13 protein-coding genes are annotated in these 13,195 nt (G+C 46.7%); 9 read left to right on the top strand and 4 right to left on the bottom strand.

Features of this window, described 5'->3' with window-relative positions:
* Positions 1-2: 2 nt before the first annotated feature.
* From ABFV83_RS13960 to ABFV83_RS13920, 9 genes are all read left to right on the top strand, one after another.
* The gene (locus tag ABFV83_RS13960; RefSeq protein WP_349944639.1) at positions 3-986 is read left to right on the top strand and encodes a hypothetical protein; all 984 of its coding nucleotides are present in this window, start codon (positions 3-5) and stop codon (positions 984-986) included.
* Positions 987-1,025: 39 nt separating this feature from the next.
* A complete protein-coding gene (greA, locus tag ABFV83_RS13955) occupies positions 1,026-1,529 on the top strand; it encodes a transcription elongation factor GreA (protein WP_349944638.1) in 504 nt (167 codons plus the stop codon).
* Between the two features lie 25 nt (positions 1,530-1,554).
* Positions 1,555-2,901 carry an MATE family efflux transporter gene (locus ABFV83_RS13950; protein WP_349948927.1) on the top strand — a complete coding sequence of 449 codons (1,347 nt, stop codon included), beginning with the start codon at positions 1,555-1,557 and terminating at the stop codon, positions 2,899-2,901.
* Positions 2,894-3,508, top strand: a complete 615-nt coding sequence (locus tag ABFV83_RS13945) for an HAD family phosphatase (RefSeq protein ID WP_349944636.1) — start codon at positions 2,894-2,896, stop codon at positions 3,506-3,508. The genes ABFV83_RS13950 and ABFV83_RS13945 overlap by 8 nt, the downstream gene beginning before the upstream one ends.
* 58 nt (positions 3,509-3,566) lie before the next feature.
* Positions 3,567-4,448 (top strand): DNA glycosylase, encoded by an 882-nt coding sequence (locus tag ABFV83_RS13940; RefSeq protein WP_349944634.1) that lies wholly within the window; start codon positions 3,567-3,569, stop codon positions 4,446-4,448.
* Positions 4,449-4,630: 182 nt separating this feature from the next.
* The gene (locus tag ABFV83_RS13935) at positions 4,631-5,692 is read left to right on the top strand and encodes an ABC transporter ATP-binding protein (protein ID WP_349944633.1); all 1,062 of its coding nucleotides are present in this window, start codon (positions 4,631-4,633) and stop codon (positions 5,690-5,692) included.
* Complete coding sequence (locus ABFV83_RS13930) at positions 5,692-6,558, top strand: ABC transporter permease (protein ID WP_349944631.1); 867 nt, start codon at positions 5,692-5,694, stop codon at positions 6,556-6,558. Before ABFV83_RS13935 ends, ABFV83_RS13930 begins: the two co-directional genes overlap by 1 nt.
* 10 nt (positions 6,559-6,568) lie before the next feature.
* Positions 6,569-7,939 carry a GldG family protein gene (locus ABFV83_RS13925; protein ID WP_349944630.1) on the top strand — a complete coding sequence of 457 codons (1,371 nt, stop codon included), beginning with the start codon at positions 6,569-6,571 and terminating at the stop codon, positions 7,937-7,939.
* Between the two features lie 14 nt (positions 7,940-7,953).
* On the top strand, positions 7,954-8,934 hold the full coding sequence (locus tag ABFV83_RS13920; protein ID WP_349944628.1) for a DUF4340 domain-containing protein: 981 nt from the start codon (positions 7,954-7,956) through the stop codon (positions 8,932-8,934).
* Positions 8,935-9,517: 583 nt separating this feature from the next.
* On the opposite strand, the gene ABFV83_RS13915 is transcribed toward ABFV83_RS13920, so the two are convergent.
* From ABFV83_RS13915 to ABFV83_RS13900, 4 genes are all read right to left on the bottom strand, one after another.
* Positions 9,518-11,545, bottom strand: a complete 2,028-nt coding sequence (locus ABFV83_RS13915) for a heparinase II/III family protein (RefSeq protein ID WP_349944627.1) — start codon at positions 11,543-11,545, stop codon at positions 9,518-9,520.
* A gap of 58 nt (positions 11,546-11,603) precedes the next feature.
* On the bottom strand, positions 11,604-12,005 hold the full coding sequence (locus ABFV83_RS13910; protein ID WP_349944625.1) for a hypothetical protein: 402 nt from the start codon (positions 12,003-12,005) through the stop codon (positions 11,604-11,606).
* Positions 12,006-12,098: 93 nt separating this feature from the next.
* The gene (locus ABFV83_RS13905; RefSeq protein WP_349944624.1) at positions 12,099-12,632 is read right to left on the bottom strand and encodes a hypothetical protein; all 534 of its coding nucleotides are present in this window, start codon (positions 12,630-12,632) and stop codon (positions 12,099-12,101) included.
* Positions 12,625-12,849 carry a hypothetical protein gene (locus tag ABFV83_RS13900; protein ID WP_349944623.1) on the bottom strand — a complete coding sequence of 75 codons (225 nt, stop codon included), beginning with the start codon at positions 12,847-12,849 and terminating at the stop codon, positions 12,625-12,627. The genes ABFV83_RS13905 and ABFV83_RS13900 overlap by 8 nt, the downstream gene beginning before the upstream one ends.
* Between the last annotated feature and the right edge of the window lie 346 nt (positions 12,850-13,195).

Raw genomic sequence — 13,195 nt, 5'->3', positions numbered from 1 at the left:
ATATGGCAACAGGCAGAATGAATCAGCTGTTGGTAATGGTCAATTTATGCAGTAGTGTTGTAGAAGGAATCGAACACCTTATGGCCTATGAGGAAAATGAACGGCTGAATGAGGACGCTGTTACAGGGCTTTTTACTTTGGAGGAGAATTTAAGGGTATTTAAGGCAGATAAATCCGTGATCCATGAAACGAGATGGATGGCAGAAGTCATAAAGAACAGGCTGTTTGTTTATGATCAGGAATTTAAAAACAGGCTGTACCGCTGGTATTTTTCAACGTTAAAGGAACTTCGGAATCTGATGACGGCAGAAATAGAACGGTGTCCCGTCTGCTCAGGGAAAGGCAGCCCCCATTATGGGGCAGTGTTCTATATGGAAAGCGGAGAGCCGGATCAATATGTGCTGGAGCCGGTCCGGATCTTTATGAAGTGCAGAGAGTGCGGTAATTATTATCTTACAAAGGAAGAAAGCCGGTTTGTAAACGGAAAAAAGGGCTCTCGCCGCACAAAGGCAAGATGTGAACAGCTTCTGGCTGATATCGGTGTATTTGCGGCAGAAGAAACCATGCTGTTTATTGGAGAAGAGAAAAGTCCATTATATAAAGAAGCCAAAAAGGCCGGATATAATCCTCAGGCCATGTCCCTGGAAGAAGCCGGAAGCCAGAGGGAAGGCGGTAAGGACACATACCGGATCGTCCTCATTGACCGGATCCCCCGCACTCAGGATATGAAGCTGATCTTAACCCAGGCGGCGGAGTACCTGGCAGATGACGGGATTCTCTGGTTTGACGGGCCGGACCTGGATAAATCCATTAGAAATCTGGAGAAAAAGGGAGCTTCCATGTGGAAGGGAGAGGCGGCAGAGGTTTGCCTGACGGACAGGGGAATAGATGCTCTGGCGGAAAAATGCGGACTTTCCATAAAATCATACCGTCATGTTGGGACTGCTTCCGGGCGCATTGAGGTGATCGCCCAAAAGAAGGAATAACAGTTCTTATAGGAGAATGCAAAAAAAGGAAGGGATAACGTGTTTGACAAATTAACGGAAAATGATATTAAAAAAATGCAGGAAGAAATAGGCTACCGGAAGCTGGTCGTCCGGAAGGAAGCCTTGGAAGCGGTAAAAGAGGCAAGAGCCCATGGGGATTTAAGTGAAAACTTTGAATACCATGCCGCAAAGAAGGATAAGAACCAGAATGAAAGCAGAATCCGTTATCTGGAAAAGATGATAAAAACGGCTCAAATCATATCAGATGAATCCAAAGACGATGAGATCGGACTTTATAATACGGTTGATCTTTATTTTGAGGATGATGACGAGGAGGAGACCTATAAGCTTGTGACAACTGTCCGCGGGAATTCCATGAAAGGCCTTATAAGCTCAGAGTCCCCTTTAGGAAGGGCGATCATGGGGCATAAGGTAGGTGACCGGGTTTATGTAAAGGTTGATGACAAAACAGGCTACTACGTAGTGGTGAAGCGCCTGGAAAATACAAAGGATGATGGCAGTGACAAGCTGAGAAGCTATTGATCTGCCAAAGGGACAGGCTGATATGATGAAAGATATGACAAGGGGAAACATTTCCTCCGGGCTGATATTGTTTTCCATTCCGCTGGTTCTGGGAAATTTATTCCAGCTCACCTATAACGCGGTGGATTCCATCGTAGTAGGACGGTTTGCAGGGGAGGAGGCGTTGGCAGCGGTTGGTGCGGCAGGCCCCGTCATGAACATTGTGATCCTGGGGATTACGGGGATATGCATTGGGGCTTCTGTGCTGATGAGTGAATTCTTTGGCGCGGGAAGCCGTGAGAAGCTAAAGCGGGAGATAGCTACCACCCTGTTGTTTGGTTTATATTTTTCTCTGGTTATTGCGGGCCTGGGGCTGCTTTGTTCCGGCGGGATCATAAGGCTTCTCCGTGTGCCGGAAGAGATCACAGAAGATGCAGCTGTTTATTTAAGGATTATATTAATAGGAACGCCCTTTACCTTTTTTTACAATGGAGTGGCCTCGGCCCTCCGGAGTGTAGGCGATTCAAAGACCCCGGTCCACTTTCTGGCCATGGCTTCGGTTTTAAACGCATTATTGGATCTTTTATTTGTGGCAGAGTTTCGCATGGGAGTTTTCGGGGCGGCACTGTCTACGGTCATTGCGGAGGCAGTTTCCGCGGTCCTGTGCATTACCTACATATATAAAAAAGTTCCCTTTCTTAAACTTAAGCCAAAGGAATTCCGTATAGACCGGGAGCTTTTAAGACTTACGGCCGGTCAGGGAGCGGTCACGGCATTGCAGCAATCCTGCCAGCCAATTGGCAAGCTTTTAATACAGGGGGTTATAAATCCTCTGGGCGTCAGCACCATTGCTGCGTTTCAGGCGGTGAACCGGGTGGATGATTTTGCCTTTACGCCGGAGCAGAGCATTTCCAGCGGAATAATGACCTTTGTAGCTCAAAACCGGGGAGCCGGTAACGGGGAACGGGTGAAGAAGGGCTTTCGGACCGGGCTTATCATAGAAGCAGGTTACTGGGTGATCATATGCATTGTTATCTGGCTGGTGAAAGAGCCGGTGATGAGATTATTTGTGTCCAATGGTGATGGGCACATGGTAAGGATTGGAGCGGAATATCTAAGCCTTATGGCCTTTTTTTATCTGCTGCCGGCCTTTACCAATGGGATCCAGGGATTTTTCCGGGGAATGGGAAATATGTCCATCACCCTGATCTCCACCTTGATCCAGATTTCCGTCCGGGTGGCATTGGTGGTCCTGCTTGTTCCCTCCATGGGAATGAACGGCGTTCCCTATGCATGTCTGGCTGGCTGGGCCTGTATGCTGCTATATCAGGTTCCCTACTATTTCTGGTTTAAAAAGAAAAATGAATTATTACAGGAGAGAAATCATGATTAAAAATATAGTATTTGACATGGGCAGAGTGCTGGTACACTATGATGGAGACATTGTCTGCCGGCATTTTATTGAGGATGAAGCGGAGCGGAAGGCAGTAAGAATCGCTGTTTTTGAGTCGCAGGAGTGGCTGTTTCTGGATATGGGGCTGATTTCAGAGGAAGAGGCTTTAAAGAAGATGCAGGCGCGTCTTGACACCGCTCATGCAAGGGAAATGGCAGCTCTTTGCCTGGAGCACTGGCATGAATATAATATGTGGCCAGATAAAGAGATGGGGGAGTTGGTAGGACAGCTTAAGGAGAAAGGATATGGCATCTATCTTTGTTCCAATGCTTCTCTCCGTCTGCTGACGTGTTATCATATCATTCCAGGAATTGAACATTTTGACGGGAGGTTATTTTCCGCTGAAGTAAAGTGTTTGAAGCCCCAAAAGGAAATGTACAGCCATTTATTCGAACGGTTCCATTTAAAGCCTGAGGAATGCTTCTTTATCGATGACTTGCCCATGAATATTGAAGGGGCCAGGGCCTGCAGCATGGATGGATACTGTTTCCAGGACGGAGATGTGAAACGGCTGAAGGAATTTTTGACCCATATCAACGATAACTAGAAGTAGCCTGAAATTATGAGGTTTTGTGGTTTTGCAATGAAATGGAGAAACGCTTATTATGTACCGGATTCAGATAAAGGATATGGATTTTGAACAGATCGCCAGATCAGGCCAGTGCTTCCGGATGGAATGCCGGGAGAAAGAAAACGGAGTCTGGACGATTGCGGCAGCAGGAGAATATGTGGAAGCGGTGAAAGAGAAAGATGGTTTCCTCTTTTCCTGCAAAGAAAGGGAGTTCAAGGAAACATGGGCCGGTTATTTTGACTTGCAGACTGATTACGGCGGCTATAAAAGACGTGTGGATTCTGAGGATTCCTATCTTAAGGAAGCCATGGAATGGGGGTGGGGTGTCCGGATCCTTCATCAGGACTTGTGGGAAATGCTGGTGACCTTTTTGATCTCCCAGAATAATAATATCACCCGCATTACAGGCAGCGTTAAGGAGCTGTGCAAACGGTTCGGCGATAAAAGGAAAGGACTTGGCCTGACCATGTCTCCTGACGGAAGCTGGAAAGAAACGGAAAGAGACTATGATGCCTTTCCGGAGCCGGAGAGCCTTTCTGCGGCAGGGCTAAAGGGACTGTCCGGCCTGGGCCTTGGTTACCGGGATAAATATATCCTGTCCATTGCAGAAATCTGCAGCGGACCGGAGGGAAGGGAATGGCTTTTGCGCTTAAAGGAAGCGGATTATAAAAGTGCCCACACCATGCTGATGGAGCAGTATGGGATCGGAAGAAAGGTTGCAGACTGTGTCTGTCTGTTCGGTCTTCATCATGTGGGGGCCTTTCCTGTGGATACCCACGTAAAGCAGATTTTAGAGCTTCACTATCCTCAGGGCTTTCCCTTGGAGAGGTATCAGGGATATGCCGGAATTCTACAGCAGTATATGTTTTATTATAAGATAAATCAGACCTCCCGCAGCAAGCTGCCGGGTGTTTGATCCTTGCAGCTTGAGCCATGTGCAGGAATGAAGTCATTCCTGTGTATGGCTCATTTTTAAGTTTGTCGAAATGTTTCATACTTTCATCACACAATAAACAAAAATATATCACACAATTTTCACAATTCCCTTTTACCCTAAGTATGGATGCGTAATGCATAAAAGAACAGGAGGAGAGAGAGTTGATTGAAGTCAGGAATCTGGTAAAGGATTACGGCGGCCATCTGGCTGTGGACCATTTGAGTTTTACCATCAACGATGGCCAGATATATGGCTTTCTGGGGCCAAATGGAGCCGGAAAATCTACTACAATGAACATTATGACCGGGTACATCGGTGCCAGTTCGGGGGATGTGCTGATCAATGGCCATAATATACTGGAAGATGGGGAGGAAGCAAAAAAGTGTATTGGCTATTTGCCGGAGCTTCCCCCGCTTTATGTGGATATGACTGTGGAGGAGCAGCTGCTGTTTGCTGCAGAATTAAAGAAAATTCCGAAAAAGGAGAGAAATGAGGCTGTTTGCCAGGTCATGGACCTTGCCAGACTGGTTGATGTGAAAGGCCGTTTGATACGCAACTTATCAAAAGGCTACCGGCAGCGTGTGGGTCTGGCCCAGGCTGTTTTAGGGTTTCCGCCGGTCATTATTCTGGATGAACCTACCGTGGGACTGGACCCCAAGCAGATCATTGAAATCAGGGATACCATCCGCAAGCTGGGGCAGAAGCATACGGTGATCTTAAGCTCCCATATCCTTTCCGAGGTCAGCGCTGTATGCGATCACATCATGATCATTAATAAGGGAAAGCTGATCGTCAGCGATACGCCCGAGAATCTGGAGCGCCAGATGGCAGGAACCGCCGGAATGGAGCTTTTGGTGAAAGGAGGATCAGAACAGATCCTTAACATTCTGAAAACCATTCCCCAGGCAGCCGATATATTGGTACAGGAGAGCAAAGAAGAGGGAATAAGCAGGGTGACTTTCCGAATCTCCACAGAAGAGGAAGAAAGCGGAGAGGATATCCGGGAAACCATTTTCTTTGCTTTTGCCGGCCAGAGGCTTCCTATTCTTTCCATGCAGACAACAAAGGCTTCTCTTGAAGAGGTGTTCCTTGAGCTGACTGGAGAAGGGGAGACAGAGGTTACAGAGGCAGGCGAAGGCTTTGAAACAGATGATTTTGAAGAGGAGCCTTCAAAGTCTGGCTTTAAGGAAGAGAATGCAGACGGAGAGGGGGATGAAGAATAATGGCAGCTATATATAGAAGGGAACTGAAAGCCTACTTTCAGTCCATGACAGGATACGTATTTATCGCCTTTATGGTGCTGTTCATAGGAATTTACTTTATGGCCTATAACATGCTGAGCGGATATCCCTATTTTTCCTATACCTTATCCGGCATGGTGACCATTATCATGATCGGTATTCCGGTGCTTACCATGAGAAGCTTTGCGGATGACCGGAAGACGAAAACAGACCAGCTTTTGCTCACCTCTCCGGTATCCGTTACCCAGATTGTTATTGGAAAATATTTTTCCATGATAACCGTCTTTGCTGTTCCGGTACTGCTTTCTGGAATCTGTCCTCTTATCATCAAGCTGAACGGAAATGGGAATTTAAAGGCGGATTATGCTGCCATACTGGCCTTTTTCCTGCTTGGCTGTGTCTATATTGCTGTAGGGATGTTTATTTCTTCCTTAACTGAGAGCCAGATCATTGCTGCGGTAGGAACCTTTGGGATCATCCTTTTGCTGCTTTTATGGCCCAGTCTTGTAGGGTTTCTGCCCACATCGGCTGCCGGCTCTGCAGCAGGGTTTTTGATTCTCTGGACTGGAATTGTTTTTGTTGTTTACCGTGTAACAAGCCATGCTCCCCTTGCAGCGGTTCTGGAAACGGCAGGAGTCCTTTGCATTGCAGTGCTGTACCTTGTGAAAAAAGGTCTTTATGACCGTGCTCTGACTAATGTTTTGGAAAAGATTGCGGTGACCGACGTGTTCCAGAACTTTGCCAGTCATTACATCTTTGATGTAGGCGGTCTGGTTTACTATATCAGCATCATATTCCTGCTGATATTCTTGACCGTGCAGTCCATAGAGAAACGCAGATGGAGTTAGGAGGATGGAAATGACCAGAAAATTAAAAAAGGGAGGCTATACGGCGATTCTTTCCGTGATCGTCATAGCTGCCGTGGTAATATTAAACTTAATCGTGGGCCGTCTTCCGGAAAAGGTACGGCAATGGGATATGAGCAGCAGCCGGATCTATACTCTGGGCGGGACCACAAAGGATCTTGTTAAGGGACTTGATAAGGATGTTACGATTTATGTAGTGGCTGCTCCGGATTCTGTGGATAAGCGGATTACAAGCTTTATAAAACGCTATGAGGATTTGTCCGGTCACATCAAGGTAGAGACCGTGGATTCTGTCCTTCATCCGGACCAGGTAAAAAAACTGAAAGCCCAGGATAATACGCTTTTGGTAAGCTGCGATTCTACAGGCAGGACAGAATCCATCGCCCTGATGGATATTATTAAAATAGATGAAATGTCCTACTATTATTACGGACAGTCCAAGGAAACCGAATTTGACGGAGAAGGCCAGCTTACCGGGGCTATTTCCCGTGTGATCAACGATGTGCAGAAAACGGTTTACGTGACAGAAGGCCATGGAGAACCGGCTCTGGGAGCTGCGGCTTCTGACATGCTGAAAAAATCTAACCTGACTGTGAACTCTTTAAATCTCCTGACAGGAGGCAGTATTCCTGAGGATTGTGAACTTTTGCTCATCAATGCTCCGGCATCAGACCTGGCTAATGATGAAAAGAAGATGATTTCTGATTACCTGGATAAAGGCGGAAGGGTCATGATCCTTGCCGGCTATGCTGAGAAGGACCGTCCTAACTTAAGTGCCCTGATGAATGATTACGGCCTGAATCTGGAAAACGGACTTGCGGCAGATACCAGGAATTTTTATCAGAACAATCCCTACTATATCTTTCCGACCATACAGGCAGGAAGCGAAGTGACAAACGGCATTGACGAAAAAAGTACGGCTCTTGTCCTGCAGTCCGCAGCCCTTACCCAGAGGGAGGATTTGCCGGAAGGCGTGGAAGTCACTCCCTTTATGGAGACCAGTGACGAAGGTATGCTGGTAACGGCCGATAAGCAGACACAGGGGACCTATATTCTGGGAGCCGTAGCAGAAAAGACTTTAAGCTCAGGAACAGCACGTTTGACCGTATTCAGTACCCCTTCCCTTATTGATGAGGGCTTAAACACCAGCTTTACCAACTTAATCAATTTAGATCTTTTCATGAATGCGGTTACAGCCAATTTTGATGATGTTTCCAATGTATCCATTCCGGCCAAGAGTCTGGATGTGACCTATAACACGGTTACCCATGGAGGCATGTGGGGAATCCTGTTTATTTTTGTCATCCCCGTGGTGACGCTGGCAGCGGGACTTATGATCTGGCTGAAGCGCAGACGTCTGTAAAAGGAGGCTATAACATGAAAAAGAAGAGAGGCCTTTTATACGGAATAGCCGCCCTGGCGGTCCTGTGTGTGGTCTATGTGGGAGTGGGCCAGTATATGAACCGCGCCCAGGAGCTGGCGAAGGAGGAGAAGGAGGGAGAGATGGTCTATCTCACCGACCTTTCCAATGTTTCCAGCCTTTCCTATGATTTTGACGGCCAGGAGCTGTCCTTTTCAAAGAAGGAGGGTAAATGGAACTATGACGGAGATGACCTTTTCCCGGTGAAACAGGAGGAAGTGGATGCCATTGCTTTCACGGTTTCAAAGCTTGAAGCCCTGCGGAAGCTGGAAGGCGGTGACAGCTTAAGGGCCTATGGCCTGGATCAGCCCATAAGAAGGATTACCGCAACAGCAGAAGATGGGACGAAATCTGTGATCCTCCTTGGCAATGCCACCGGGGACGGGGATTATTATGCCGCTCTGGAGGGGCAGGACACCCCGTATCTTATAAGTTCTGCCTTGTACAACGAAACCAGCACCGGACTAAATGATCTGATGGCCCTGGAAGAATTTCCGGCTGTTTCCGGAGCTGACATAAATACCATTACGGTTACAAAGGCAGGCTCCAGTGAGTTCTATGTAAAAAAGAAGCTGGATGGTAAAGATGGGACCATCGAATGGTACAGGGACTCGGCAGATCAGCCGGACAACAAACTTTCCGATAATTCGGGCTTAAATGTTCTGGCGGATTCCTTAAGCAGCTTAAAGGCAAAAAGCTGTCCCAATTATAAGGTACAGGAAAATGAACTGGCAGGCTACGGCTTGGATCAGCCGGCTGCGGTCGTTACCTATACCTATGATAAGAACGGCTCGGAAGAAACCTTTACGCTGTCCATAGGATCCATAAACAGTGATTCTAGCTGCTATTACACCCGTACGGAAAATTCTTCCAATATTAATGAAATTGATAAAGCTTCCATTGATAAATGCCTGACGGTAAACAAAGGCATTTCATAAAAAAGTAAAATGTACCCTGATAGAAAGATATGGAAAGGAGGGGAACAGCCTCTGTTTCTGTGTCTGACCATCAGGGTACTGTTTGAAGTGGAGTTATTCCCGTTAATAGAACAGTAAAATATTTTATTTTTAGGTTAAGTATCTGCCGATTTTGGCAGTCGCGCGATATACACTTGCGGTGGATCGCAGAGGGCGTCGAAGTAATGAGGGACAAACAAATACTTATTTTCACTCTTTAATTTATTAAATTTATACTGATAATTATAAAGTGCGCACCCATGACCTGGGAACGCACTTTCTCTATAATCTTCGTATTCATGAATCCAACGATATAAACTATTATATGGATGTCTAGCTGTTCCGCTGCATCTGAGACAGGCAGTTCATTGCGCCCCTGGGGTTTTGTGTGTTAATACAACTTGCTATTAAATTTTCTGGTACCATTTATATTATCCTTTAATACAGAAAATGTTAAGGAAAAGCTCTATCTTAAAAATCAGCAAAAATCAGCCAGGCAATCATCTGCAGCAAATGCCCGCATTATTCAGTTAATCAGGCTTTCAGCCTCATTTTGCTTACAGGTTTACAATAGAAGCGTCAGCTCGTTTTGATGTAGCGACAGGCGGTAGTCGTGTCCGTCAGTTCTGAATGATACAAGGAAGGTACCATCGGCCTGGAACTCTTTACTAATGCTGGTAACTTCCGGAAGGGGGCTTCCTGCAGGGACTGGATAAGCAACAGATACGAAACCATGGCGTCCTTCAGCAAGATGTTCTGCTTCAAACCGAGCAATTATGGTGTCGTGAGCCACGTCATCTCTCGTGGATCTTCTGGCGGGAATGAGAGAAGGAACTGTCTGGCCGTCAGAGAATATACCGATGTTAGCTTCATTGGACAGAGAACGGACAAGACGGTGTTCCGAATCAACCATGACAGTGGGGCAGTCTATATGGAAGTTGATCTGCACACTGGAATCAGGCACAACTTCATCCAGCAGATCCAAGATCAGCAGGAACTGTTTGTCCACCAGGGAAACAACGCGTTTATGAATGGCCGGGGTATAGTTTAAATGCTCTCCCACGGCATACATCAGTCTGTCTGTTGAGCTCACTGATAGAATGTCACCTGGCTGCTGTGGGCCGTAGTTCCAGGAGGAGATATATTTCCAGGGGTCCTGATGATTGAGTGTCAGGCAGTTGTGCCAGTGGATGGATTTAAATTTTTTGCGGTCTTCATCATCACGAAAACAAAAGATGGCCGGGTCGGTCAAAAGAGGGAATCCGTAAGCGGTAAAATCAAATCCTGCCGGGTCCATGTGCGCGTGTGCGTTCTGGATTGGTGTGCGGCAGGCGAACATCAAAGAGAGGGCATTCTGTGACCAGTTTGTGCGCATAAATACCTGCTTTAAGTCTTTCTGCCACGAAATTGTGGGCAGTACAGGAAGCGATGGGCTTTCCTTTGCATTGTTGAGGGCGCGGTGTAAATCATATAAGTCGTCCACTTCCCAGATATATTTTGAGGCGGCTTTTTCCAGTTCTTCATAACTGTAATAGGTCCGTGCCTGGGCGATATAACTGCTGTCCCCAAACGCCAGATAATGGCAGAAAGCTCCCCAGGAAAAGGTTCCTGTAAAGGTATTGCTGTCTCCCCATGGACAGTTCCCCCCGCTGGGGCAGGTGGCGTGAACGGAATACTCCACCATACGCTTTAAACGTTTACGGTACTCATCAGAGACAGTAAAGTGGTATTTTTTTGACAGCAAAATAGGAAGGACAAACCAGTAAAGACAGCCGTTATGGTAAGACGGGCACCCCTCGATCTGTCCTCCTCCGGAGGTGACCTGAGCGAAAATACTGCGTTCCAGCTCATGCACAGCGTGCTGCTTCCACATTTCAGAATCTCTGAATTCCGGAAACATGCAGGATAAGTAGAGCAGTCCGTTATTTTCCATCAGGTAGTGGTTATGATCCGCGTTGGGCCATAGAATCGGAGGAACGGCATAGAGGACTTCGGCGTGCTGATAGACGCTGGTGAGATAGGTCTCTAGAAAATCTTCATCTATATAGCTGGTATCAATTAAATGATGGATTATGTACGGCCAGGTCCGGTACATGCGAATGCCGGTTTCGAGGGAACGCCAGATACCCTGATTGCATCCGCAGCCTCCAAAATTCTCTACAATCACGTTCCCGGTCTCATCATATAATGGCTGGCGCGGACAGACTTCGATCCAGTGATAGAACTCTTCTATTACTTTACCGGCATATTTGTCATCACCGGTCAGAGAATAGGTCTCCAGCATGCTTCGCCAGTGATCCATACGGTTTAAAAAGTAGGTATATTCCGCATCGTTAAAAAGGTTCTCATGCCATTTTACTGGATTACCGATAAAATGCGGGGAAGCGGAACCAGGGAGAACGGCCATTCCGTTAAAGCAGCTTTCACCCTGTTCCACCTGCACTTTATAAATGTCAGGAAAGAGACGGTGTATGGTATCTCCATGCTGCATAAAAGACATGCCCTGCTGGAATTTTTTTTCCCGTTCCTTAAGGTTCACGAGGACGTCGTGGACAGAAAGTCCGTCCTTCAATACTTCTGTAATGTGTTTCATGCTGTTTTTATCAGCCCATGACGGACTGATAAACCTCCTTTCGCTGTTGGTTTTTAAATTAAAGTTTATTTACTTTCAGATGAAAACAAATCTGACTGTCTTTGGAGGCAATTACTGCCTTTATGGCCTGTAATCCCGGAGCCAGATTATAACATCGTTCCAGGCCATGGGGCAGAAGCAAATGGCCCTGTTCTACGGTTAAGATGATTTCCGAGAGCTCTTTTTTGATTATAAGCCGGTTTTCGCTCAGTAATGCGGATTCTTCCGCTTTTGAGATCAGGGGGCACTGATAAAAAACGCGGGAATCGCTTACATCTGCTTTGAAACGAAAGTTGTCTTCCCGGAAAGTATAGCGGCTTTCATGTGTTGTCCGCTTAGCGGGGAGTGCATGGTTTATGTCAGGAAGATGCCCCTGGACGTGTACTGTGTACTCGCCTGGGGTGTCCTGATATGACATCACGCATTCGAAATCGTACAGGGACGTGAAGCGTATGCCGTCTTCCTCATATTCCAGGGCAGGGGAAAGGCACTCGTGGCGGGCGAAACGGGGAAGCTACATGTTCGGCGGTTCTTCTGTCTGGTACTGACTCATTGAGGCGCACAAAATGGGGCCGGCCGCGGGGTGCCATAACATGGTTAGATTTCCGCCGCTGGCGTGACCACCCGGAATATATTCAAAATCATTTGCGGTGATAGAAGCAAGCATACCGTGACAGCTGATGAAATAACTGTCAATATCAGCAAAATGCCGGATACCTTCGTCTCTGAAAAGGAGAACAGGCATGGGCGATTCCGGAAAAGAAGGTTTTTGGTTTAAAATATCCGCAAGAACCTTTGCGTGAGTAAATGTATGGTGTACACAGGCGCGTTCACCGACTGCAGTATAGTGGGGGCCGTCATAGAGCAGACCGTTGTGGGTACACCGCCGGAGTAACTGGAGATTGGCGTATGCCGCCGGGGCGAATGCGGGATTATGGTTTGCCAGTAGGAGCAGGCCGAATGCAGAACCATCCGTAGTACGGCTTACCCAGTAGCTCCATTTGTAATTCCGTGTACCAAAGCTGTTATTCCAGCCTCCGTCAGGCAAGAACGCATGCAGATGGGTTTCGAAAGACCGTGCAACCCTGTATTCTAATTCTGTATCCCCGGTAATTCTGGAACAGGCGGCCAGCGCAGGCAGGGCACAGAATACCGCCGTACAGCCCTTTATCGTCAGAGCATGTAATCTGCAGGGTTAAAAGCTTTTCACACCAGTCTTTCAGCAGAGTTTCACATAAAGTGTTTATCCTGATTTTCTGTACCATTGTTTATCCCCTCTTTTTCAGTTTGATTGTTTCTTGTATTGTGCCTGGCATTATGCTTGGTTTCAGTGTAATTTAAGGATAAGATTTCTTCAATGATACTTTTTCGCGGGGTAACAATCTTTTTGCGGAGCGTGTGTAAAAGGAAGAAAAACCTGTTGAAAACAACAAAAAAAGTGGGTATATCCGTAAAATAATTGAAAATATGAGGGGAAATCACCATGCAAAAAAGTGTTATTTTACAATTATTTGATTATTGTGTTTTAAGAATATGCATGATATGTTCACTATAATGGAACTACGCCTTATCTGTATAAAAAACAATTATACGGACGGAGGGGAAAGGGAA

The organism is Lacrimispora sp. BS-2 (assembly GCF_040207125.1).
GTDB lineage: Bacteria > Bacillota > Clostridia > Lachnospirales > Lachnospiraceae > Lacrimispora.
The sequence above is the reverse complement of the archived record's forward strand: the minus strand, read 5'-3'. Positions and strand labels throughout refer to the sequence as shown.

Excerpts from the sequence above, each read along its gene's own strand:
- ABFV83_RS13960 (WP_349944639.1), top strand. The coding sequence starts at position 3 with ATGGCAACAGGCAGAATGAATCAGCTGTTGGTAATGGTCAATTTATGC.
- ABFV83_RS13950 (WP_349948927.1), top strand. The coding sequence starts at position 1,555 with ATGAAAGATATGACAAGGGGAAACATTTCCTCCGGGCTGATATTGTTT.
- ABFV83_RS13945 (WP_349944636.1), top strand. The coding sequence starts at position 2,894 with ATGATTAAAAATATAGTATTTGACATGGGCAGAGTGCTGGTACACTAT.
- ABFV83_RS13940 (WP_349944634.1), top strand. The coding sequence starts at position 3,567 with ATGTACCGGATTCAGATAAAGGATATGGATTTTGAACAGATCGCCAGA.
- ABFV83_RS13930 (WP_349944631.1), top strand. The coding sequence starts at position 5,692 with ATGGCAGCTATATATAGAAGGGAACTGAAAGCCTACTTTCAGTCCATG.
- ABFV83_RS13925 (WP_349944630.1), top strand. The coding sequence starts at position 6,569 with ATGACCAGAAAATTAAAAAAGGGAGGCTATACGGCGATTCTTTCCGTG.
- ABFV83_RS13920 (WP_349944628.1), top strand. The coding sequence starts at position 7,954 with ATGAAAAAGAAGAGAGGCCTTTTATACGGAATAGCCGCCCTGGCGGTC.
- ABFV83_RS13915 (WP_349944627.1), bottom strand. The coding sequence starts at position 11,545 with ATGAAACACATTACAGAAGTATTGAAGGACGGACTTTCTGTCCACGAC.
- ABFV83_RS13900 (WP_349944623.1), bottom strand. The coding sequence starts at position 12,849 with ATGGTACAGAAAATCAGGATAAACACTTTATGTGAAACTCTGCTGAAA.